The sequence below is a fragment of the Achromobacter sp. Root565 genome (assembly GCF_001427425.1).
GTDB classification, from domain to species: domain Bacteria; phylum Pseudomonadota; class Gammaproteobacteria; order Burkholderiales; family Burkholderiaceae_B; genus Achromobacter; species Achromobacter spanius_D.
Genome location: NZ_LMGO01000007.1, coordinates 40,166 through 60,789 on the forward strand (window position 1 = coordinate 40,166; position 20,624 = coordinate 60,789).

Consider the following 20,624-nt stretch of genomic DNA (forward strand, 5'->3'; position numbering starts at 1 on the left):
GGCCGGCTTGCCGGCCAGACCACGCTGAGACAGCGATGAAAAAAGGCCCAGGCATTTGCCTGGGCCTTTGTCACTTCTGCTTGCGGGCGAAGGGATACGCCTGCTGCGCCAGGAATGTTCCTGGCATGTCGTTGTCCAGGATCCCGTAGTTCTGCGGCAGCCGGTTTCCCGCCCCGCGCACCGCGGTGCCGAACAGATAGTCGATAAATGAAAAGTGCGCGGCGTAGTTCTTGTCGATCGCCTCGGTATCGGACGAGTGATGCCAGTGATGGAAGTCTGGCGTCACGATGATGTAGCGCAGCCAGCCCCACGGCAGCTTCACGTTGGAATGGATCAGCACCGCCTGGAATCCCACGATGATGATGTAGGCATCGAGCACGGCCTTCGAAAAGCCCAGGACGAACAGCACGCCCAGCACGGCCACGCGCGTGATCAGCAGTTCAACGATGTGCAGGCGCGAGCCGGCCAGCCAATCCAGCGTGCGCGTGCTGTGGTGCACGGCATGGAAGCGCCACATGAACGGCACCTCGTGATAAATGCGGTGCGCGGCGTATTGCGCCAGGTCCGCCACCAGCACCGCCACGAACAGCTCCAGCAGATACGGCATCGACTGGATGGCCTGTTGCAGCGGCTCGTACGCCGCCCATGAAAACAGGCGGTGAATGAAGAAGTTGATGCAGAGCAGCACCGCGCCCACCGACAGGTGATTGAACAGGAAGTGCTTCATGTCCACCTGCCATTCGCCGCGAAACACCGGCTGGCCCGGGTACAGCGGCGTCAGCTTCTCGAAAATGATGAAGACGGTGCTTGACGCCAGCAAGTCCAGAATAAACCAATCAAGCCCAAGATACGGATGGCCGCCAGTATTGGTGGCGCTAACGGCCACTTGGCTGCCGCCTGCCGCGACCGCGCAGCACACCAGCACGAACGCCGCAATGTTGAGCCAGCGCTGCCGTCCCAGCACGGTGTTGGCCAGCGCAATCGAGCCCGACACCAGCAGCGCGCCGAACAGCAGCGTGCGCATCGCTTCCACCGAGTAGAAGCTGCGCAGCTCGGGCGTGGTCAGGTAAGCGGGAAAGTGAAACGCCAGCACACCCAGCACTGACAGAATGGCCAGAAACAGCGCAATCACGCCGCTCATCATTCCCGTGCCGGGATGGATCCGGCCGTCCTGCTTGAAAAGATCCATCACTCTGCGATAGACCGGTGCGCGCTTGTTCATTGGGGATCTGGGACAGTCCAAGGGGAAGGGAGTGTATCGCCGGGGACAGACCATTCTGTAAAGAAACGTGAACGCGCACGACAGAATGGCTCATTTCTTGCCCGCCTTGCGCAGGGTCAACGGCAGCCAGCGGCGGATTGGTCCGCAAGGTTGACAAGGCGATGGCGTTGGCGTGTCATGGGCTTTGACGCTGATGATCGCGTCGAGCCAGGCGCATCGTCGGTCCCGTCAACCGGTTCCTCAAGAGGCCTTTATGTTCCCTGAATACCGCGAGCTGATTACCCAACTCAAGTCCGAAAACGCTCACTTTTCGGCGCTGTTCCAGCGGCATAACGATCTGGATCAGGAAATCCAGAACATGGAGGACGGCATCAAGCCGTCCTCGGGCGCCGCGATCGAGGTGCTTAAAAAAGAAAAACTGCACCTGAAAGACAAGCTGTACGGCCTGCTGCGCGCGGCCGACCCAAACGGCCACGGCAAGAGCAACGGCAGCTGACCTGCCGCTCGGCGCGGGCTACATCAGTTCCAGGCCCGCGCCTTTGACGACGGACGCGTACTTCGTCATTTCCGAACGGAAGTACGCCACCGTCTGCTCCGGCGGCATCAGGACTATACGGTTGTTCTGGGTCGCCATCGCCTGCTTCACCTCCGGCGAATTGAAGGCGCGGCCCAACGCGTCAAAGATGCGGCGCACGTCCGCCTGCGGCAGCTTCGCCGGTCCGACCGCCGCGAACCACCCGCCGATTTCGTAGTCCGCCAGACCCTGCTCGCGCAGCGTCGGCAGGTCGGGCAGCGCCGCCATGCGCTCTGCGCCACAGGCGCCCAGCGCCTTGAGCGCGCCGCTCTTGATCTGCGGCAGGACGGACGGCAGCGACAGCACGCCGAAGTCGACCTGCCCGCCGATCAGATCGGCCATCATCGGTCCCACGCCCTTATACGGGATATGCCGCGCCTTCACCTCCGCCTGCTGCACATACATTTCCGCGGCCAGGTGCAGGATCGTGCCATTGCCCGACGACGCGTAGTTGTAGCGGCCAGGCTGACTTTTCAAGAGCGCAGTCAGCCCCTTGATGTCGTTCGCGGCAATCTTCTGCGGATTGGCGACCACCAGGAACGGCGTCATGCCCACCATGCTGATCGGCGTGATGTCGGCCAGCGGGTCGAAGGGCAGGCTCTTGTAGACGCTCGGGAAGATCACATGGTTGTTCGACACCATGCTGAGCGTGTAGCCGTCAGGCGCCGACCGCACCAGTGCCGAGGTGCCCACGATGCCGCCCGCGCCAGGCTGGTTTTCGACCACGACGGTATGGCCGAGCGCGGTGGACAAGGCAGGTCCCGCCGCCCGGGTGATCGTGTCCACCCCGGATCCCACGCCCACCGGCAGGATGAATTTCACCGGCCGGTCCGACTGCGCCCACGTCACGCCGGGCACACCCAGCACGGCGGCGCCCAGCGCGCCCAGCACCTGGCGGCGGCTCCAGCGCCCGCCCGCACGTTGATTGCTCATGTCTGTCTCCTGATGGTTTTTGTATCGGCCGACTTGCGCGGCCGTTTACTGCAACGGCTTTATCAACTGCTCAGGCGCGGCGCGGCATGCTGCAAGCCTGGCGCGCGCGCCACCACCTCACGCTGCGGCGCCCTGCGCGCGCAACGCTTCGATCTGTCCGGCGTCGTACCCCAACCCTTGCAGGAGCGCGTCGGTGTCCGCGCCCAGCACAGGCGGATCGCGCCGCACGCCAAGGCGATGCCCGTCCATCATCAGCGGAAACAAGGCGGCGCCGGCGGTCTGGCCGGCCCGCTCGCCGTCAGGCAAACGGATGTCGGCCAGCCCACCGGTGGCGCGCAGGTGCGGATCGTCGTACAGCTCCTCCGGCTTGACGATGGGGGCGAACGGCAGGCCGATGCGTTCGAACACGGCTGCGAGCTCCGCCGCGCGGTAATGCACCAGCCGCTTGCGTAGATCCGCCAGCAGCGTGGGCCGCAGCAGCACCCGGTCATTGTTCGTGGCCATCGCCGGGTCGTTTTTCAGATCGTCGAATCCGAAGGCATCGCAGAACGTCACCCACTGCGCGTCGCTCACCGCCGCCAGGAAGATCTGCTCGCCGTCCTTGACCGTGAAGACGTCATAGAGCGCCCAGGCCGATACCCGCTCGGGCATCGGCGCGGACGGCTGGCCCGTGATCGCGTACTGCAGCATGTGCTGGCCCACGAGAAACACGTTGTTCTCGAACAGCGCCGACTGCACCTCCTGGCCGCGCCCGGTGATGCCGCGCTGGATCAGTGCCGCCATCGCGCCGATGGCGCCAAACATGCCGCCCATGATGTCGTTCACACTGGTGCCGGCGCGCACCGGATCGCCCGGCCGTCCGGTCATGTAGGCCAGCCCGCCCATCATCTGCACGACCTCGTCCAGGGCCGTGCGCATCGCATAAGGGCCCGGCAGAAACCCCTTGTGGCTGACGTAGATGAGGCGCGGATTCTCTTTGGACAGCGAGGTGTAGTCCAGGCCGAATTTTGCCATCGTGCCGGGCCGGAAGTTTTCCGCCACCACGTCGGCGCTGGCGGCCAGCTTGCGCGCCACCTCGGCGCCCGCCGGACTCTGGATGTCCAGCGCGATGCTCTTCTTGTTCCGGTTGAACATCGGAAAGAATCCCGCGCCCACGCCCAGCAGATGACGCGTGCGGTCGCCTCGCACGGGTTCGACCTTGATGACTTCGGCGCCCAGATCGGCCAGCACCATCCCACAGGTGGGCCCCATGACCATGTGGGTGAACTCCACGACGCGCAGGCCGGCAAGGGGCAAGGGACGGGAGGACGGGGGAGTGGCGGCGTTTTGCATGGAAAGGCTCGATGTTGATGCGTAATGCGCACGCTCAGGCCGGCTGGCCGCTGCGTGCAGGATAGGTCTTGGGCAGGCCGGCGCGCCACAGCGCGCCGTGCAGCGGCTGGTCGGGCAGCCAGCCAGCGGCGGCTTCGCGCAAGGCCAGCAGGCGGGGCAAGTCGATGCCGGTCTCGATGCCCATGCTTTGCAGCATGAACACCAGATCCTCGGTGCTGACGTTGCCGCTGGCGCCCGGCGCGTGCGGACAGCCGCCGATGCCCGCCAGGCAGGCGTCAAACCGCGCCACGCCGGTGTCCAGCGCGGCCAGCACATTCGCCAGCCCCAGCCCGCGTGTGTCGTGAAAGTGGGCGCAGCACAAACGATCGCCTGCGATGCGGCGCGCGGCTTCGAACAGTCGCCCCACCGACGCCGGATCGGCATACCCCACCGTGTCGGCCAGACTGACGCGGTCGGCGCCGGCATCCAGCAGTGCCTGCATGAGTCGCAGCACTTCGTCCTGGCGCACTTCACCCTGCAAGGTGCAGCCAAAGGCCGTTCCGACGCCGCCCTCGATCAGCATGGACGAGCCCGCCGCGTCGCGCGCCGCGCGCATCTGGCCGACCATCGTCACCACCTCCTCAGGGGTCTTGCGCAGGTTCGCCAGGCTGTGCGCGTGGCTGGCCGAGAGCGGCACCAGCATCAGGTGAGCACCGCTGGCCAGCGCCAGTTCGGCGCCCTTCAGGTTGGGCACCAGCACGGACACCGACAGGCCGGAAAGCCGCGTGGCATGGGCGATCAGTTCCGCCGTGTCCGCCAATTGCGGCAGCAGGCGGGCGGGCACAAAGGAGCCCACTTCGATCTCGCGCTGGCCCGCCGCGTAGGCCGCGTCGATCCAGTCGAGTTTGGTCTGCGTAGGCATCACGACGGACAGGCTCTGCAGGCCATCGCGTAGCCCCACTTCACGGATCGTGACGGCCGACGGGCGACAGGAGGGTTCTTGGAGGGGCATGGCAATTCGGCGATGAGAAGAGAAATCCCAGTTTAGATATTCTCAATCCGCCCACAAGCAGTATTTTGGAACGCTTAAAATTCCGTTTCGGAATATCAACCTGGGCGACCGCCATGCGCGACCTCGACATCACCACCCTGCGTCTCTTCATCTCCGTCTGCGAGACCGGCAACATTGCCCGCGCCGGCCAGCGCGCCAACATCGTGGGGTCGGCCATCAGCAAGCGGCTCGCGCAGCTTGAGGACACCGTAGGCGCCAAACTGCTCACGCGCAAGCGCCGGGGGGTCGAGCCCACCGAAGCCGGCGAAACGCTGCTGGAGCACGCGCGCGCCATCCTCGCCAGCTCCGAGCGCATCGAACGCGACATGTCCGCCTACGCCAGCGGCGTAAAGGGACAGGTGCGGATCCTGGCCACCGCATCGGTCCTCGCCGAATCCCTGGCCGAGGACATCGCGGCCTTCCTTCAGGCCGCGCCCCACCGCAACATCCGGGTCGACATGGAGGAACGCGTCAGCCAGGAGGTCGTGCGCGGCGTCCGGGAAGGCATCGCCAGCCTGGGCATCTGCTGGGATGCAGCGGACTTTCATGGACTGGAACGGCGTCCGTACCGGGGCGACCGCCTGGCGATCGTCACCGCGCCGGGCCATCCGCTCGCCGACCGCGAAGCCGTCTTCTTTGAAGACGCATTGGAATACGAGCATGTGAGCATGCCCGCCGCCGGCGCCGTCCTGCGCATGCTGCAAACGGCCGCCAACGACAGCGGCAAGGCGCTGCGGCACCGCGTCACGGTCAGCAACTTCGATTCGGCCTTTCGCGTCGTGCTGGCGGGATTGGCCATCAGCGTGGCGCCCATCGAAGTCGCCACGCCCTATGCATTGGCGCACGGGCTGCGGGTGCTGCCGCTGAAGGACGCCTGGAGCCGGCGGCGCTTCGCGATCTGCATGCGCAACGCATCGGCGCTGCCTGCGGCCGCAGCGTTGCTGCTGGATCATCTGGTGGCGGCGGGCGCGAGCAGTGCGTCGTGAACTGGCGTTGGCACGAGCGAGGCTTCGGGAAGCGCATGGACGAGATGCGGGCAGGCTCGTTCAATTAGCTGTACTAATCAAAGATTAGGATATTTAGTTTTTCTAATCACGCGGCTAGCGCTAGTCTGAGCGCCCCTTGTGCCTTGCCAGACGTTGCAGCATGACCACCGCTTTCATCCCCGGATTTCTCCTTGGCCTCAGCCTCATCGTCGCAATCGGCGCGCAGAACGCCTTTGTGCTGCGACAGGGCTTGCGCAAGGAACACGTCTTCGTGATCTGCCTGGCCTGCGCGCTGTCCGACGCCATCTTGATCGCGGCGGGCGTGGCGGGCTTTGGCATGGCGGTCGGCCTGCTGCCTTGGCTGGAACCGGCCATGCGTTATGGCGGCGCGCTATTTCTCTTCGTGTACGTGGTGCGCAGCCTGCATTCGGCGTTTCGCACGCAGCACGGCCATCTGTCGCCCTCGTCCCGTCAGGCGAATAGCCCGTACGCCGCGCTGGCGACTTGCCTTGCGCTCACGTGGTTGAACCCGCATGTCTATCTGGACACCGTCGTCCTGCTGGGCTCCATATCCAGCCAGTACGAAGGCCGCAAGCTGGCCTTTGCCGCAGGGGCAATCTGCGCGTCGTTCTGCTTTTTCTTCGCGTTGGGATACGGCGCGCGCCTGCTTCGGCCCGTCTTCGCCAATGCCGCCGCGTGGCGTGTGCTGGATGCCTGTGTCGGTATCCTGATGATCGTGATCGGCGTACAGCTGGTGAGGTAATCCTCATCCATATGGCGGACGGCGAAGGCGGCGGCGCGCTGCTACGCTGCCCTACCCGTCGTCCTTAAAGGATCGTCCGCCATGAGAACCGCCATTGGCGCCGCCTGCGCGTTGGCCATCCTGCTGTGCAGCGGTCCGGCCTTTGGCCAGTATGTGGTGCGGACCCAGGACATGAGCGGCAAATGGAGCGTGCCGAACCCGCATTACGAAGGTGTGCCCGAGCTGTTCCGGGCAAGCTCGGGCGCCAAGCGCGCCTGCCTGGACCGCGGCCCGCCCAGCAACCTGTACCGCGCCACCAAGGTCATCGACCTGCGGACCGGCGAAGAGGTGCTGGTGGTGGACTGCATCCCGATTCGGAACGAACAGCGTCAGCGATCGGAGCAGATTCGGGCGAATGCGTTGAAGGCGGCGCCGCAGCAGTGATTCAGTGTTCGTGCCGCGTGCCGCTTTCCGAGATGGTGCGCTGCCAATCGCCAAGTATCGTGACCGGAGCCGCGCGCCTTCGCGACGAACGCGCTATCGCGCCTTTTGCGCGCCGTCCCTTTCGCCCGCGGACGCGTTCAGGTATTCCTTGACCGTGCCGTCCTTGTTGTAGGTCACCGTCAGGGTGCGCTGATCCTGCATGGCGCCGAACTCGCTGTTGTTGAAATAGAACCACGACGCCGTCCGCAGACCCTGCTTGTTGATGTCCCGCGTGCGGGGCGGGCCAAAGTCGCGGACCATTTCATCAAACGTCGTGACGTTGATCTTGATGGCTTGCACCTTCGACTGCGTGATCATGTCTCCCGGCGCGGGAGCAGCGCAGCCCGTCACAAGGGCGGCCACGAAAAGCACGGACGATCTCATTGAACTTCCCCAGTCCTGTCAGCCGGCAGGTGCGGCTGTCGTGTTTTTGAATTTCGAACGAGCATAAGAATACTCTGCCCGCCGCCGCTCGGGCGGTGGACAGCGCCGGCGTTACCGGCCCAGCGCCTGTGATGTTGCGGTCATCTACAATGCCGCCAGTTGCCGAGCGCGAAGTGGCGCCGGCCCGCAACAAACAGGCAGCATGACCCGCGCGAAGAAATCAGCACCCAGAAAGAAAGCCCCGGCCAGCAAAAGCCGGGCCGCCAGCCCCGGCCGTATCTACCGATTCCTGCGTACGTTCACGCTGACGTCGCTGGCCGCGTTCGGCGCAGCCACCTATGCGCTGAACCCCCAGTGGCGCGCGCACTTCTCCGTCGACGACATTCTTGCGCGCGTCGGCTGGCCAACCCAGGAAAAGTTTGCGCCCGCAGCCGCGCCCGCCGGCGGCATGGCGCACACGCGCTTTTCCGACTGCCCGCAATTCTTCCCGCAGCAACGCCCGCCCGTCGTGCCCGCCAGCCAGGCGTTGCGCGAGTTGTGCTTTTCAAACTTCGCCATCCTGCACAACGGCCAGACCAAGACGCCCGTATTCGTGGCCGAGCGCCTGAACCGCAAGATCCTGACGCAGGCACAGGGCATGGAGCGGGCCGACAAGTTCTACGCCGAGGCGCGCGTGCCTCGCGCCGAACGCGCCGAACTGGCGGACTACAAGGGTTCGGGCTATTCGCGCGGCCACATGGCGCCCGCGGGTGACATGTCCACCCATGAGGCCATGGCGCAAAGCTTTTCACTGGCCAACATGGTGCCGCAGGACCAGCGCCACAACGGCGGCCCGTGGAGCCAGATCGAGCAGGACACGCGCAAATACGTGATGCGCGCGTCGGGCGACGTGTATGTGTTCACCGGGCCGTTTTATGGCGACAAGCCCAAGGAGATCGGGTCCGGCGTTGCCGTGCCCAGCCACCTGTTCAAGGTCGTGTTTGATGCATCCACGGGGCGCTCGTGGGTGCATTGGCAGGCGAACAGCGCGAGCACAAAGGCAGGCGCGCCGATCAGCTATGAAGAGTTTGCGCGCCGCACGGGGATGCAGTTGCTGCCGACAACGGGGAATTGATCGTTCGGCTATTTCGGCCGCGGCGACGGCAACCCCTGCTCCACGGCGGGCCACTCCCCCGCCCGCAGGCGCGGCAGGCACATGACCATCGCCTTCGCCACATTGCGCACCTCTTCCTGCACCGCCGTGTCCTCATCCAGATCCGCGTGACTCGTGGCATAAGGCTTGTAGTAGCCAATGTAGCGATCCAGCTTCGACGACGCCCCCGCATCCACCAGCCCCATCCATTCCAGCCAATCGCACAGCGCGCGCCGCTGCCCCTCGATCCCCGCCACGTCGCCATGGACCATGACGCCATAAGCGCGGCCCGCCAGGTGCTTCGGAAACGGCCACCCGTCCATCTCGATCTGCTTGGCCTTCATCGCGTCCTTGCCCGAGGTCGTCGTCGGATCGGGGTTGCCCCCATCCGCGCAGACCAGCCGGTCGATCATCAGCTTCAGCACGCTGGGCGACTGATACCAATACGTGGGCGCCAGCAGGATCACGCCGTGCGCCGATACCCACTGCTCGTAGAGGTCGTTCATCGCATCGTTGTCCTGCGCGAGCGAATGGTTGGGATAACAGCTGCAGGGCCAATGGCAGAGCGGCATCGCCGTGGATACGCAGCCTTTGCAGGGATGGATAAGGTATTGGTATTCCGACGTCAACCGGCTGAGGTCCAGCATGTCCGCCTGCACACCGGCCGACTCCAGTTCATCGCGCACGATTTCAGACAGCCGCCACGTCTTCGCGACCTCGCCTGGACAGGTCCCGTCATTGCGCGCCGCGCCGTTGATCACCAGGACGCGCGAGCGCGTATCCGGGTCGCGCTGCACCAACGCCGCGCGCGTCAGACGATCATGGGCTTCCTTCCATTCCACCGACAGGTCGTAATCGGGATCGGCATAACCTGATCCCGCTTTGACGGTGTCGGGCGCCTTGCGTCCGTTCGCATAGGCATCCCAGGCGATGGATTCGAGCCGCTCCAGTGCTTCGGCCTCTGCCTTGAATCCCGGGTCGTAGAAGCGGCGCATGAAACGCAGACGGAATGTGTCGCGGGGCAGCTTGCCGGCATATTGTCCGGATCGGACGTCGAGCTTCGGTTTGGCCATAGCGGTGACTCTGCAAAGATGCGCGTAGCCAAGCAGCAACTCTTATGCCTGCCTGCTTGCTGTCATGGCTTGCACCAGGGTGATGACCGCACGGAAGCGTCACACCTTTCAAGGGGCGCATCGAGTGCAGTAGGATGAACCGACCGACTGGAGGAATCATGCAAACAGCCAAGTGGGACTTTCAGATCACGAAGCCGGAGCAAGACGGCGATGAATGGCGCATCGGCTACACACTGATCTCACCGATAGCCGGCGTGCCGTCCGAACGCATTGCCATCGACGAACATTTTCATTCCGCCCATGGCGCTATTGCCGAGGCGACCCGACTCGCGCAGATTCATGTTGCCGACTTGAACGGTGAAGCGCCGACGTTCGAACGTCCGAGCGATTCCGAGGTGCCGTTCGACAAAGACCAGCGGTTCTAGGCAGTACCGCGCAACGGACGAGAGCAGCCACGCGAGCATTTACCGCGTGGCTGCGAATCGCCGTCATTGCGCGTTACATAACGGCCCGTTCAGCGGGCCGGAGCCGGCGCACTGCTGGCCGGCGTAGCCGGGTTCGCCGGGGTGGCAGGCACCTGGATCTCTTTCTTGCGCAATACCCCGCCGCCCTGCACGCTGCCCTGCACATTCGTGGGCGAGGTCATCTTGGACACGCAGGTTTGACGTTGAGCTTCCGGCAGACGGTTGCAGCGCGCCAGCTCGTTCTGCCTGAGCTGCTCGGGGCTCTCCGCACTCAGGTTCTGACGATCACGCTCTTGCCGCGCCGCGGCCGCTTCGCGCAAGCACGTCTCCAGCGGTTGGCCGGAAGCGCCGCTCTTGCAGGTCGCGACATCCTGCTGATGCTGCGCTTGCGACGTAGCGCTGGTGTCGGCCGCGTACGCCGCGCCCGTGGCCCATGTCAGAGCCGCCAGGCAAAGGCTCGCGGAAACTCTTTTCAGGGGCACTTGAACAGCATTCATCTTGTGAACAGTATTCATGGTCAGCTCCTCAAAAAAGGGAAATGCGTCCGGCGACACGCCGAACGCAACCTCCCGGCGCTATATCTAACACGCAGGAGTCATGGTCAACAGCGAGCGAAGTAACGTGATGTGTCAACCGCCAAACCCGATAGGCGTGTTTCAACGCGCAAGGTAGGCGCGTACGAGTTCCATCAGATACAGGCCTTGGGGAGTCGGCGTGCTGTCACGCCGGCGCACGATGTACACATCCCGCGCGATGTCGGGATCCAGCACCGGAATCGACTTCAGGCCATAACCATGCGCTTCAAACAACGCCGGCATGATGGTCACGAAATTGCCCGACTGCACCAGCCCGATCATGGTGGCCAACTGATCCACCTCGATGGTCCAGGGCAATTCCAGTCCGCGAGCGTTTAGGACGCTGTCGATCTGCAAACGGGTGGAACTGACTGGATTCAGTCCCACTACCGGCAGGCCAGGCAACTTTTTCCACGATAGCTTGCGGCTGCGTGGCGCCAGGGCAGAACGCTCTGCGTACACCAGGTTGAAACCGTAGGTGGCGACGCGCTCGGCCTCCAGGGTGGGGCCGAATGACACCGGCGTGGTGATGCCGAATTCCACCTCGCGCTCTTCGACCAGGCCAGTCGTGACGGTGGCGTTGCCGTCGCGGATGGAAAGATACACCTGCGGATGCCGTGCATAAAACTCGGGCAGCACATTCGGCAGCACCGAATAGCCTACCGAGGCCACCGTGCTCACCATCAGCGTGCCTTCGTGCCCCCGCGCGCGGCGGGCTGCCTCGGTCAAGCTGGCATCCATCTGGGTGACGATGGGCAGCACGCGCTCGTAAAGCGCACGGCCCATCGACGTCAGCACCACACTGCGCGTCGTACGTTCGAACAAGCGTCCGCCAATTTCCGACTCCAGCTTCGCGATGCGCCGGCTCAAGGCCGAAGTCGTGACGCACAGCAGCGCGGCAGCCGATGTGTATTGCCCCATGCGCGCCACGCAGCAGAACGCGCGGATATCTTCCAGATCGTAATTGATTCGCATAGATCAATAATCGTTGAAATTTTTTCGATAGACGTAACTATACGCGCGGCCTGAGCATGCGGGCATCACTTCGACGAGCCATCATGAATCCACAAGGCAATGGCATTTTCCTGAAATCGATGAGCAGCTTCTTCGTGGGCGGCGCGACCGCCGTGCTTGAAGGCCTGCCCGTCGAGTATCGCAGCATGGTCCTGAACGGATCGCCGCGCGAGGTCGACCCGAACGGCGAGCAGGTCTACGGACAGATGTATGTCCAGGAGTACCGCCTGGCACAGCCCCGGCATCCGGATCCGGTGCTGCTATGGCATGGCGGGGGCATGACCGGCTGCACATGGGAAACGACCCCCGATGGCCGCAACGGCTGGCTATGGAAATTCCTGGACGCCGGTTACGACGTGCTGGTCAGCGATGCCGTGGAAAGGGGCCGTTCGTCATGGGCACGCTTCCCGCAGGTGTATCGCGAAGCGCCCGTCTTCCGCACCAAGCGAGAGGCCTGGACGACGTTTCGCATCGGCCCCGTCTACCACCCGGACCCGCCGCGGCGAGAGGCCTATGCAGGGCAACAGTTTCCCACCGAGGCGTTTGACGCGTTCGCCAATCAATGGGTGCCGCGCTGGCCGGGCCACGAGTCCATGATCCTGGCGGCATACGAAGCGTTGATTGACCGGGTGGGGCATTGCCATATCGTCGCCCACAGCCAGGGCGCGGGCTTTGCCGCCGAAATTGCGCGCCGCCGTCCACACGCGGTGCGCCGGGTGGTAGGCGTGGAGCCAGGCGGTATGCCGAAAGCGGCGCCGATTGAAGCGCTGCCGCCGCATCTTGTTGTATGGGGCGACTTCATCGAAGCGTCGGGCTCGCACTGGGTCGGCTACCGCCAACAAGCCGAGCGCTATCTGGATTCCATACAGGGGTGCGCCGACGTTTCGGTGCTGGACCTGCCCGTCACCGGCGTCGCGGGCAATTCGCACCTGCCGATGATGGACCGCAATAGCGACGAGGTGTTCCAACGCGTCCTGAAGTGGCTGCAGAGCTGAAGAACCACGAACGAAAACAACAGGAGACAACCATGAACATTCGAACTCTTTCCAGCGCGGCACTGCTGGGAGCCCTTGTGTTGGGAGGTGCGAGCGCGGCGCATGCGCAGGCCTACCCCGCCCATCCCATCAAGCTCATCGTGGGATACGCGCCGGCAGGCTCGGTGGACACGTTCGCTCGCATCATCGCCCCCGAGCTGGGCCGCGAGCTGGGCCAGACCGTCGTCATCGAGAACGTCGCGGGAGCTGGGGGCATCATCGGCGTAACTCGCGCCATCAACGCGAAGCCCGACGGGTACACGGTGCTGATGGGCATCGTGTCCGATGTCGTGATCGCGCCTATTCTGCAATCGTCGGCCAAATACACCTACCGCGACCTGGCCGCCGTCGCGCCGCTGGGCACGAGCGGCGTCGGCGTGGTGGCAAACCCGAACCTGGGTGTGAAATCGTTCGGCGACCTGATTGCGCGCGCCAAGGCCAACCCGGGCAAGCTGACCTATGGCGCCACGGGCGTCGGCTCGCTGCCCGCAATCGCCATGGAGAGCTTCAAGCTCACCACCGGCACGGACATCACCTTCATTCCCTATGCAAGCGCCTCGAAAATCGCGACCGATGTCATCGGCGGGAACGTGGATATCGCAGTGTCCGGGTTGCCTGCCCTGCTTGAACTGATCAAAAGCGGCCGTGTGACGGGCGTGGGCGTCATGAGCCGCGACCGCGACATCGGCAACCCGGACTTGGCGTCGGCGGGTGAAACACCGGAACTCAACGGGATGGACTATTTCTTCTGGACCGGCATTTTTGCGCCTTCGAATACGCCGGAACCCATTGTCCAGACCTTGAACGCGGCGTTCAGCCGTGTCATGGCCAAGCCGGAGATCCAGGCACGGTTCAAGGAATTGGGCGTGAAGGTCAGCCCGCCCACCTCGCCATCTGCGTTTGGGCAGTTCGTGGCGAGCAGCGATGCGCAATGGCAAAAGCTGATCGAAGAAGCGAAGATCCCGCGTCAGTAGGATGAGGGGACGGAGTACGCGCGTACACGACTAAGCTCAAATGCCCAAAGGCTGATCGCGATTCGGACGAACCAACAAAATGGCCCCAACCTCTGTGAGTTTGGGGCCATCTGCATGCAGGTCCCTATTCTGGGACACCGGTCGTCTTTGCTTGCTCTGCGGAAGTCCGAAGACCCGCATGAATATTGGTCGGGGCGGTGGGATTCGAACTCACGACCCTCTGCTCCCAAAGCAGATGCGCTACCAGGCTGCGCTACGCCCCGAAGGGTGGCAACTATACCAGAAAGCGACCCCACGCGGCCGAGGTTCACCCATTCGGCGACGTAACAAAATGCCCGCCCTGCATCCCATGTAATGAAAAACGGCGCGCCACAAAGGCACGCCGCTTCCTGCACCACAAAACCCGCCACGTTCAGCCAAAACGGCCCGTGATGTAGTCCTCGGTTTCCTTACGCGAAGGCTTCACGAAGATCTGGTCGGTCTGACCAAATTCCATGAGCTCGCCCAGGTACATATACGCCGTGTAATCCGAGCAACGCGCGGCCTGCTGCATGTTGTGCGTCACGATCACGACGGTGTAGTCGTTCTTCAGTTCAGCGATCAGCTCTTCGATCTTGGCGGTGGAGATGGGATCCAGCGCCGAGCACGGCTCGTCCAGAAGCAGCACTTCCGGCTTGATCGCCACGCCGCGGGCGATGCACAGACGCTGTTGCTGGCCGCCGGACAGGCTGTTGCCGCTCTGGTGCAGCTTGTCTTTCACTTCGTTCCACAGCGCAGCCTTGCTCAGCGCCCATTCCACGCGCTCGTCCATCTCGCCCTTGGACAGGCGTTCGAACAGACGCACGCCGAAGGCGATGTTGTCGTAGATGCTCATGGGGAACGGCGTGGGCTTCTGGAAGACCATGCCGATCTTGGCGCGGATCAGCGAGATGTCGGTCTTGGCCGTCAGCAGGTTTTCGCCGTCCAGCAGGATTTCGCCCTCGGCGCGCTGGCCGGGATACAGCTCGAACATGCGGTTGAACGTGCGCAGCAGCGTCGATTTGCCGCAGCCCGACGGGCCGATGAAGGCGGTGACCTTCTTCTCCTGGATCGACATGTTCACGTTGCGAATCGCGTGGAACTTGCCGTAGTAGAAGTTCAGGTCCTTGACCTCGAGCTTGTTCTTGACTGCGGTAGCGGTGTTTTCCATTGGGTTTCCCTTGGCTGTCGGCGCGGCCAGCGCGCCGGCAAAGCGATCTTTACTTGCGGAACAGGTTGCGGGCGATGATGTTGATGCCCAACACCAGCAGCGTGATCAGCGTGGCGCCGGCCCAGGCCAGGTTGTTCCAGTCCTTGAAGGGGCTGGCGGCGTATTGGTAGATGACGACCGGCAGGTTGGCCATCGGGCCGTTCATGTTCAGCGACATGAACTGATTCGACAGCGCGGTGAACAGCAGCGGCGCGGTTTCGCCAGAGATGCGGGCGATCGCAAGCAGCACGCCGGTGATGATGCCGGATTTGGCGGCGCGATAGCAGACCAGCGTGATCATGCGCCACTTCGGGCAGCCCAGCGCGGCGGTCGCCTCGCGCAGGCTGTTGGGCACCAGCAGCAGCATGTTGTCGGTGGTGCGGACCACGACGGGAATCACCAGGATGGACAGCGCGATGGCGCCGGCCCAACCCGAGTAATGCCCGACCTGCGCCACATACACGGCATAGATGAACAGGCCGATGATGATGGACGGGGCCGACAGCAGCACGTCGTTCAGGAAACGCGTTGCCGGCGCCAGCCAGCCGCGCTGGCCGTATTCAGCCAGATAGGTGCCGGCCAGGATGCCGACCGGCGTGCCGATCAGCGTGCCGACGCCCGCCATCATCACGCTGCCGAGAATGGCGTTGAGCAAGCCGCCCGCCTGGCCCGGCGGCGGCGTGATTTCGGTGAAGAGCGTGTACGACAGCGCGGGCGCGCCCTTCATCAGCAACGTGAGAATGATCCAGAACAGCCAGAACAGGCCGAAGACCAGCGTCGTCATCGACACCGCGAGCATGATGCGATTGACCACGCGGCGCCGGCGATAGATGCCGTTCTGCATGTTGAGTACGGATTCAGCCATGATTTTTTCCTTGTGCTCCGGGCGTCAGGTCTTCTTGCCTTCGCCGGCAGACAGGCGGACCAGCAGCGTCTTGGCCAGGGCCAGCACGATGGTCGTGATCAGGAACAGGATCAGGCCCAATTCCAGCAACGCCGCCTTCTGGATGCCGCCCGCCTCGTTGAATTCGTTGGCGAGCGCCGAGGCGATGGAGTTGCCGGGCGAGAACAGGGAACCGGACCACTTGAACGCATTGCCGATGACGAAGGTCACCGCCATCGTCTCGCCCAGGGCACGGCCCAGGCCGAGCATGATGCCGCCGATGACGCCCGACTTGGTGAAGGGCAGCACCACGCGCCACATCACTTCCCAGGTCGTGCTGCCCAGACCGTAGGCCGATTCCTTGAGCATCGCGGGGACCAGCTCGAACACGTCGCGCATCACGGCCGCGATGAACGGGATGATCATGATGGAGAGGATCAGGCCGGCGGTGAAGATGCCGATGCCAAATGGCGGGCCTGCGAACAGGCCGCCGATGATGGGCACACTGCCCAGCGTCGCGATCATGAAGGGCTGCACGTACTGCTGGAACACCGGCACGAAGACGAACAGGCCCCACATGCCGTAGATGATGGACGGGATGGCCGCCAGCATTTCGATGGCGGTGCCCAGCGGGCGGCGCAGCCAGGTGGGCGACAGTTCGGTCAGGAAGATGGCGATGCCGAAGGAGACCGGCACGGCGATGATCAGCGCGATCGCGGAGGTCAGCAACGTACCGATGATCGGCACGACGGCGCCGTAGTTGGAATTGACCGGGTCCCAGTCATTGAGCCAGAGGAACGACAGGCCATACTTGGCCAGCGATTCGCGGCTGCCGTAGATGAGGGAGATGAGAATCGCCGCCAGAAGAATGAACACCAGGAAGGCGAACAGGCGGGTCAGATTCTTGAACAGCGCATCCATCAGCGCGTTTTTTGTTTGCTTCATAGGCGAAGGCGTGCCGGTAGTCACGGAATCCGCCACGCTGGGCGGAAGCGGCACACTATTATCCATTACCGCGCTCATGGATGGACTTTCCTTAGGTAACCTGGGGGAACAGCAGAGAGGTCAATTTACAAGCGGCGGCCCCGCCCGCCTTCAGGCGTCGGGGCCGCACGGTACTGATTTACTTCCAGACAGCCTGGCCGTCAGCGGACTTCACTTCGCCCCAGGCGGCGCGGATTTCCTTGGTCACGGCTTCCGGCAGCGGCACGTAGTCCATGGCTTCAGCCGACTTGGCGCCGTTCTTGAAGGCCCAGTCGAAGAAGTCCAGCACAGCCTTGCCCTGAACCGGCTTGTCTTGCGACTTGTGGATCAGGATGAAGGTGGCGGCGGTGACGGGCCACGAATCGGCGCCCGGCTCGTCGGTCAGGACCACGCCCATGCCCGGCGCGCTCTTCCAGTCGGCGTTGGCGGCAGCGGCAGCGAAAGCCTTTTGCTCGGGCTGGACGAACTTGCCGTCCTTGTTCTGCAGTTGCGTCCAGGCCAGCTTGTTCTGCTTGGCGTAGGCGTATTCGACGTAGCCGATCGAGTTCTTCAGCTGGCCAACGTAGGCGGCGACGCCTTCGTTGCCCTTGCCGCCTTGACCGGTGGGCCACTTGACGGCCTTGCCTTCACCGACTTGCGACTTCCACTCCGGCGACACCTTGGACAGGTAGTTCGTCCAGCCGAAGGTGGTGCCCGAGCCGTCCGAACGGTGCACGACGATGATGTCGGCCGAGGGCAGCTTGACGTCGGGGTTCAGCGCCTTGATGGCGGCGTCGTCCCACTTCTTGACCTTGCCCAGGAAGATGTCGGCCAGGAGCTTGCCCGACAGCTTCAGCTTGCCCGGCTCGACGCCGTCGACGTTAACGACGGCGACAGTGCCGCCGATCACGGCGGGGAACTGCAGCAAGCCGTGCTTTTCCAGGTCGGCAGCCTTCATCGGGTCATCCGAGGCGCCGAAGTCGACCGTCTTTGCAATGATCTGCTGCTGACCGCCGCCCGAACCGATCGACTGGTAGTTGACCGCGTTGTTGGTCGCAGCCTTGTAATCGGACGCCCACTTGGCGTAGATCGGGTACGGGAACGATGCACCGGCGCCGGTGACGTTGGCGGCCTGGACGGCAAAAACAGCGGCGCTCAGCGCGACGCCCACGGAAACTTGCTTGAAGACACGTTTGAACATCTGGGTTCCTTCTGTGCTCGTTAAAGGAGTCTTGGCAGGCTTTTTAGCTGCCTGTCTTTCAGCGACCTTCGCATCTTAGGTAGGTAACGTGACAAGACCATGACAGTCACAAACTGTTCATGCAGATGCTCGATGCGGCATAAAAACGACGGCCGCCGGGCGGTTGCCGGGCGGCCGTGGGACAGAATCAGAATTTGGGGGACGAACCCCCATTTCAACAGTGATCGTTCACACGCCCAGCTTCTGCATCAGGAACTGATGCACGTTATAGGGCTCGCGGCGGCTCTTGACGCGCGCATAGTCGCCGCTGGGCTGTTGCTGCCAGGCAAGCTGGTTGTCGCGCAGCGCATAGGTGAAGGCTTCGTCGATGACGCGCTTCTTGAGCGTCTTGTCATAGATCGGGAAGGCGATCTCGACGCGGCGAAAGAAGTTGCGGTCCATCCAGTCGGCGGACGACAGGTACACCGTCTCTTCGCCGTCTGCGTAGAAATAGAAGACGCGGGAATGCTCCAGGAAGCGGCCCACGATGGAACGCACGCGGATGTTTTCAGACAGCCCCGGCACGCCGGCGCGCAAGGCGCAGACGCCCCGCACGATCAGATCGATCTTCACGCCCGCCTGGCTGGCCTTGTAGAGCTCGGCGATGATCTGCTCTTCCAAGAGCGAATTCATCTTGGCCATGATGCGCGAGCGCTTGCCCGCCTTGGCGGCGCGTGCCTCGGCGCGAATCAGGGACACCATGCCCTCGTGCAGCGTGAACGGCGATTGCATCAGCGACTTGAGCGTGCGGCGCGCGCCCAGGCCCGTCAGCTGCGCGAACACCTTGTCCATGTCCTCGCACAATTTGGGATCGGCGGTCAGCAACCCGAAGTCCGTATACAGGCGCGCCGTGCGCGGATGATAGTTGCCGGTGCCCAAGTGGGCATAGCGGCGCAGACGGCCCTTTTCGCGGCGCAGCACGACCGCCATCTTGGCGTGCGTCTTGTGCGCCACCACGCCGTACACGACGTGTGCCCCCACCTCTTCCAGCTTGGAGGCCCAGTTGATATTGGTCTGCTCGTCAAAGCGCGCCATCAATTCCACCACCACCGTCACCTCCTTGCCGGCGCGCGCCGCCAGCAGCAGGATCTTCATCAGCTCGGAGTCCTCGCCGGTGCGATAGATGGTCTGCTTGATGGCCATCACGTCGGGATCCAGCGCAGCCGCGGTCAGGAAGTCGATGACCGGCTGGAACGACTGGTAGGGATGGTGCAGGAGGCGGTCGCACTCGGCCACCGCCTCGAAGAGTTCCGCGGGCTTGTCGCCGACGCGGTCAAACGGTGCGGGCACGGGCGCACGGTAGTCAGGAAACAGCAGGTCCGGGCGCGCCGCGGAGTTGCACAACTGCATGAGGCGCGACAGGTTCACCGGGCCGGGAACGCGGTAGGTGTCGTCGGCCTTGAGCGAAAACTCGCGCTGCAGGAAGGTTTCCAGTTCGACGGGGGTCAGCTTGTCGATCTCAAGCCGGACGGCCGCGCCGAAGTTGCGTTGCGACAGCTCGCCCTGCAGGGCGTGGCGCAGGTTGGTGACTTCTTCTTCGTCGACGAAGAGGTCGCTGTTGCGGGTCACCCGCCACTGATAGCAGCCCAGCATCTCCAGGCCCGGGAACAGCTCGCCCACGAAGGCGCGAAGGAGCGAGGTGAGGAGGATGTAGCCCTCGGGCTGCCCCGACAGCTCCTGCGGCATCTTGATCAGACGCGGCAAGGCGCGGGGCGCCTGGACGATGGCGATGGACGCCTGACGGCCAAAGGCGTCGGCGCCGGCCAGCGACACGATGAAGTTCAGGCTCTTGTTGTAGACCCGCGGAAACGGATGCGCCGGGTCCAGCCCAATGGGCGTCAACAGCGGCATCACGTCACGGTGGAAGACGTCGCGCGCCCATTCCTGCTGCTCCGCATTCCATTCGGAAGCGTGATGCAGCGCGATGCCCTCCTTGTGCATGGCCGGCAGGATCTCGTCGTTGAGCAGGTTGTACTGGCGGTACACCAGTGCGTGCACCGCCTGCTGGACGCATTCGAATGCCTCGTCCGGCGTCATGCCATCCGGGCCGACCAGGTTGGGCGACTGGCGCTGCTGCTCTTTCAGACTGGAGATCCGGATCTCGAAGAACTCGTCCAGGTTGGAACTGACGATGCACACATAGCGCAGCCTTTCCAGCAGCGGTGTCTTGGGGTTCTCCGCCATCGCCAGCACACGTTCGTTGAACTTGAGCAGCGACAATTCGCGATTCATGAGCAGAGGCTCGCCTGGCGGACGTGTGGGCATACCGGATTCCATACGAAAAGAGAGCGTGAAGTTTTACTGCAAACAGGTGACGGTTCTATGACAGCGCCCAATCGCTAAGGGTACGTCAAATGC

The 20,624-nt window shown here is 63.6% G+C and carries 21 protein-coding genes and 1 tRNA gene; 8 read left to right on the forward strand and 14 right to left on the reverse strand.

What is annotated here, in order from left to right; translation table 11 throughout:
• Nucleotides 1-70 precede the first annotated feature (70 nt).
• On the reverse strand, nucleotides 71-1,222 hold the full coding sequence (locus ASD71_RS24445) for a sterol desaturase family protein (RefSeq protein ID WP_056570688.1): 1,152 nt from the start codon (nucleotides 1,220-1,222) through the stop codon (nucleotides 71-73).
• Nucleotides 1,223-1,475: 253 nt separating this feature from the next.
• Here ASD71_RS24445 and ASD71_RS24450 point away from each other — a divergent pair, with 253 nt between their 5' ends.
• The gene (locus tag ASD71_RS24450; RefSeq protein ID WP_056570690.1) at nucleotides 1,476-1,718 is read left to right on the forward strand and encodes a YdcH family protein; all 243 of its coding nucleotides are present in this window, start codon (nucleotides 1,476-1,478) and stop codon (nucleotides 1,716-1,718) included.
• Between the two features lie 18 nt (nucleotides 1,719-1,736).
• On the opposite strand, the gene ASD71_RS24455 is transcribed toward ASD71_RS24450, so the two are convergent.
• The 3 genes from ASD71_RS24455 to ASD71_RS24465 all read right to left on the reverse strand — a co-directional run bounded on the left by ASD71_RS24455 (nucleotide 1,737) and on the right by ASD71_RS24465 (nucleotide 5,052).
• Nucleotides 1,737-2,729 carry a tripartite tricarboxylate transporter substrate binding protein gene (locus ASD71_RS24455; RefSeq protein ID WP_056570692.1) on the reverse strand — a complete coding sequence of 331 codons (993 nt, stop codon included), beginning with the start codon at nucleotides 2,727-2,729 and terminating at the stop codon, nucleotides 1,737-1,739.
• Between the two features lie 117 nt (nucleotides 2,730-2,846).
• Nucleotides 2,847-4,061 (reverse strand): CaiB/BaiF CoA-transferase family protein, encoded by a 1,215-nt coding sequence (locus ASD71_RS24460; protein WP_056570694.1) that lies wholly within the window; start codon nucleotides 4,059-4,061, stop codon nucleotides 2,847-2,849.
• A 34-nt stretch (nucleotides 4,062-4,095) separates the two neighbouring features.
• Entirely contained in the window at nucleotides 4,096-5,052 is a 957-nt protein-coding gene (locus ASD71_RS24465; protein WP_056570696.1) for a hydroxymethylglutaryl-CoA lyase, read from the reverse strand.
• Between the two features lie 113 nt (nucleotides 5,053-5,165).
• On the opposite strand from ASD71_RS24465, the gene ASD71_RS24470 reads away from it, so the two are divergent.
• The 3 genes from ASD71_RS24470 (at nucleotide 5,166) to ASD71_RS24480 (ending at nucleotide 7,263) form a co-directional block, all read left to right on the forward strand.
• Nucleotides 5,166-6,077 carry a LysR family transcriptional regulator gene (locus ASD71_RS24470; RefSeq protein ID WP_056570698.1) on the forward strand — a complete coding sequence of 304 codons (912 nt, stop codon included), beginning with the start codon at nucleotides 5,166-5,168 and terminating at the stop codon, nucleotides 6,075-6,077.
• A 160-nt stretch (nucleotides 6,078-6,237) separates the two neighbouring features.
• On the forward strand, nucleotides 6,238-6,840 hold the full coding sequence (locus tag ASD71_RS24475; protein WP_056570700.1) for a LysE/ArgO family amino acid transporter: 603 nt from the start codon (nucleotides 6,238-6,240) through the stop codon (nucleotides 6,838-6,840).
• An 81-nt stretch (nucleotides 6,841-6,921) separates the two neighbouring features.
• Nucleotides 6,922-7,263 (forward strand): hypothetical protein, encoded by a 342-nt coding sequence (locus ASD71_RS24480; RefSeq protein ID WP_056570702.1) that lies wholly within the window; start codon nucleotides 6,922-6,924, stop codon nucleotides 7,261-7,263.
• A 93-nt stretch (nucleotides 7,264-7,356) separates the two neighbouring features.
• Here ASD71_RS24480 and ASD71_RS24485 read toward each other — a convergent pair whose 3' ends face one another.
• The gene (locus ASD71_RS24485) at nucleotides 7,357-7,686 is read right to left on the reverse strand and encodes a hypothetical protein (protein WP_056570704.1); all 330 of its coding nucleotides are present in this window, start codon (nucleotides 7,684-7,686) and stop codon (nucleotides 7,357-7,359) included.
• Nucleotides 7,687-7,888: 202 nt separating this feature from the next.
• Here ASD71_RS24485 and ASD71_RS24490 point away from each other — a divergent pair, with 202 nt between their 5' ends.
• Complete coding sequence (locus ASD71_RS24490) at nucleotides 7,889-8,800, forward strand: DNA/RNA non-specific endonuclease (RefSeq protein ID WP_082579044.1); 912 nt, start codon at nucleotides 7,889-7,891, stop codon at nucleotides 8,798-8,800.
• 8 nt (nucleotides 8,801-8,808) lie between these two features.
• Here the strand turns inward: ASD71_RS24490 and ASD71_RS24495 are convergent, their stop codons facing one another.
• Nucleotides 8,809-9,891, reverse strand: a complete 1,083-nt coding sequence (locus tag ASD71_RS24495) for a flavodoxin family protein (protein WP_056570706.1) — start codon at nucleotides 9,889-9,891, stop codon at nucleotides 8,809-8,811.
• Between the two features lie 158 nt (nucleotides 9,892-10,049).
• On the opposite strand from ASD71_RS24495, the gene ASD71_RS24500 reads away from it, so the two are divergent.
• Nucleotides 10,050-10,316 carry a hypothetical protein gene (locus tag ASD71_RS24500; protein WP_056570708.1) on the forward strand — a complete coding sequence of 89 codons (267 nt, stop codon included), beginning with the start codon at nucleotides 10,050-10,052 and terminating at the stop codon, nucleotides 10,314-10,316.
• 89 nt (nucleotides 10,317-10,405) lie between these two features.
• Here ASD71_RS24500 and ASD71_RS24505 read toward each other — a convergent pair whose 3' ends face one another.
• Both ASD71_RS24505 and ASD71_RS24510 read right to left on the reverse strand, forming a co-directional pair.
• On the reverse strand, nucleotides 10,406-10,870 hold the full coding sequence (locus ASD71_RS24505; protein ID WP_156395296.1) for a hypothetical protein: 465 nt from the start codon (nucleotides 10,868-10,870) through the stop codon (nucleotides 10,406-10,408).
• A 141-nt stretch (nucleotides 10,871-11,011) separates the two neighbouring features.
• On the reverse strand, nucleotides 11,012-11,905 hold the full coding sequence (locus tag ASD71_RS24510) for a LysR family transcriptional regulator (protein WP_056570710.1): 894 nt from the start codon (nucleotides 11,903-11,905) through the stop codon (nucleotides 11,012-11,014).
• Nucleotides 11,906-11,988: 83 nt separating this feature from the next.
• Here ASD71_RS24510 and ASD71_RS24515 point away from each other — a divergent pair, with 83 nt between their 5' ends.
• A complete protein-coding gene (locus ASD71_RS24515) occupies nucleotides 11,989-12,939 on the forward strand; it encodes an esterase (RefSeq protein ID WP_056570712.1) in 951 nt (316 codons plus the stop codon).
• Between the two features lie 32 nt (nucleotides 12,940-12,971).
• On the forward strand, nucleotides 12,972-13,952 hold the full coding sequence (locus ASD71_RS24520; protein ID WP_056570714.1) for a tripartite tricarboxylate transporter substrate binding protein: 981 nt from the start codon (nucleotides 12,972-12,974) through the stop codon (nucleotides 13,950-13,952).
• Between the two features lie 186 nt (nucleotides 13,953-14,138).
• Here ASD71_RS24520 and ASD71_RS24525 read toward each other — a convergent pair.
• The 6 genes from ASD71_RS24525 to ppk1 all read right to left on the reverse strand — a co-directional run bounded on the left by ASD71_RS24525 (nucleotide 14,139) and on the right by ppk1 (nucleotide 20,531).
• A tRNA-Pro gene (locus ASD71_RS24525) sits at nucleotides 14,139-14,215 on the reverse strand.
• 149 nt (nucleotides 14,216-14,364) lie between these two features.
• Nucleotides 14,365-15,141, reverse strand: a complete 777-nt coding sequence (gene pstB / locus ASD71_RS24530) for a phosphate ABC transporter ATP-binding protein PstB (RefSeq protein WP_056570717.1) — start codon at nucleotides 15,139-15,141, stop codon at nucleotides 14,365-14,367.
• Nucleotides 15,142-15,190: 49 nt separating this feature from the next.
• Complete coding sequence (pstA, locus tag ASD71_RS24535; RefSeq protein WP_082579045.1) at nucleotides 15,191-16,045, reverse strand: phosphate ABC transporter permease PstA; 855 nt, start codon at nucleotides 16,043-16,045, stop codon at nucleotides 15,191-15,193.
• Nucleotides 16,046-16,069: 24 nt separating this feature from the next.
• Entirely contained in the window at nucleotides 16,070-17,086 is a 1,017-nt protein-coding gene (pstC, locus tag ASD71_RS24540; RefSeq protein WP_056570719.1) for a phosphate ABC transporter permease subunit PstC, read from the reverse strand.
• 100 nt (nucleotides 17,087-17,186) lie between these two features.
• Nucleotides 17,187-18,227: a phosphate ABC transporter substrate-binding protein PstS gene (pstS, locus tag ASD71_RS24545; protein ID WP_056570720.1), complete on the reverse strand. Its 1,041-nt coding sequence runs from the start codon at nucleotides 18,225-18,227 to the stop codon at nucleotides 17,187-17,189.
• Between the two features lie 228 nt (nucleotides 18,228-18,455).
• On the reverse strand, nucleotides 18,456-20,531 hold the full coding sequence (ppk1, locus tag ASD71_RS24550; protein ID WP_056570722.1) for a polyphosphate kinase 1: 2,076 nt from the start codon (nucleotides 20,529-20,531) through the stop codon (nucleotides 18,456-18,458).
• Nucleotides 20,532-20,624 lie beyond the last annotated feature (93 nt).

Bases quoted from the DNA above. Each gene is read 5' to 3' on its own strand.
- ASD71_RS24445 (WP_056570688.1), bottom strand. From the start codon at position 1,222: ATGAACAAGCGCGCACCGGTCTATCGCAGAGTGATGGATCTTTTCAAG.
- ASD71_RS24450 (WP_056570690.1), top strand. From the start codon at position 1,476: ATGTTCCCTGAATACCGCGAGCTGATTACCCAACTCAAGTCCGAAAAC.
- ASD71_RS24455 (WP_056570692.1), bottom strand. From the start codon at position 2,729: ATGAGCAATCAACGTGCGGGCGGGCGCTGGAGCCGCCGCCAGGTGCTG.
- ASD71_RS24460 (WP_056570694.1), bottom strand. From the start codon at position 4,061: ATGCAAAACGCCGCCACTCCCCCGTCCTCCCGTCCCTTGCCCCTTGCC.
- ASD71_RS24465 (WP_056570696.1), bottom strand. From the start codon at position 5,052: ATGCCCCTCCAAGAACCCTCCTGTCGCCCGTCGGCCGTCACGATCCGT.
- ASD71_RS24470 (WP_056570698.1), top strand. From the start codon at position 5,166: ATGCGCGACCTCGACATCACCACCCTGCGTCTCTTCATCTCCGTCTGC.
- ASD71_RS24475 (WP_056570700.1), top strand. From the start codon at position 6,238: ATGACCACCGCTTTCATCCCCGGATTTCTCCTTGGCCTCAGCCTCATC.
- ASD71_RS24480 (WP_056570702.1), top strand. From the start codon at position 6,922: ATGAGAACCGCCATTGGCGCCGCCTGCGCGTTGGCCATCCTGCTGTGC.
- ASD71_RS24485 (WP_056570704.1), bottom strand. From the start codon at position 7,686: ATGAGATCGTCCGTGCTTTTCGTGGCCGCCCTTGTGACGGGCTGCGCT.
- ASD71_RS24490 (WP_082579044.1), top strand. From the start codon at position 7,889: ATGACCCGCGCGAAGAAATCAGCACCCAGAAAGAAAGCCCCGGCCAGC.
- ASD71_RS24495 (WP_056570706.1), bottom strand. From the start codon at position 9,891: ATGGCCAAACCGAAGCTCGACGTCCGATCCGGACAATATGCCGGCAAG.
- ASD71_RS24500 (WP_056570708.1), top strand. From the start codon at position 10,050: ATGCAAACAGCCAAGTGGGACTTTCAGATCACGAAGCCGGAGCAAGAC.
- ASD71_RS24505 (WP_156395296.1), bottom strand. From the start codon at position 10,870: ATGAATACTGTTCACAAGATGAATGCTGTTCAAGTGCCCCTGAAAAGA.
- ASD71_RS24510 (WP_056570710.1), bottom strand. From the start codon at position 11,905: ATGCGAATCAATTACGATCTGGAAGATATCCGCGCGTTCTGCTGCGTG.
- ASD71_RS24515 (WP_056570712.1), top strand. From the start codon at position 11,989: ATGAATCCACAAGGCAATGGCATTTTCCTGAAATCGATGAGCAGCTTC.
- ASD71_RS24520 (WP_056570714.1), top strand. From the start codon at position 12,972: ATGAACATTCGAACTCTTTCCAGCGCGGCACTGCTGGGAGCCCTTGTG.
- pstB (WP_056570717.1), bottom strand. From the start codon at position 15,141: ATGGAAAACACCGCTACCGCAGTCAAGAACAAGCTCGAGGTCAAGGAC.
- pstA (WP_082579045.1), bottom strand. From the start codon at position 16,045: ATGGCTGAATCCGTACTCAACATGCAGAACGGCATCTATCGCCGGCGC.
- pstC (WP_056570719.1), bottom strand. From the start codon at position 17,086: ATGAGCGCGGTAATGGATAATAGTGTGCCGCTTCCGCCCAGCGTGGCG.
- pstS (WP_056570720.1), bottom strand. From the start codon at position 18,227: ATGTTCAAACGTGTCTTCAAGCAAGTTTCCGTGGGCGTCGCGCTGAGC.
- ppk1 (WP_056570722.1), bottom strand. From the start codon at position 20,531: ATGCCCACACGTCCGCCAGGCGAGCCTCTGCTCATGAATCGCGAATTG.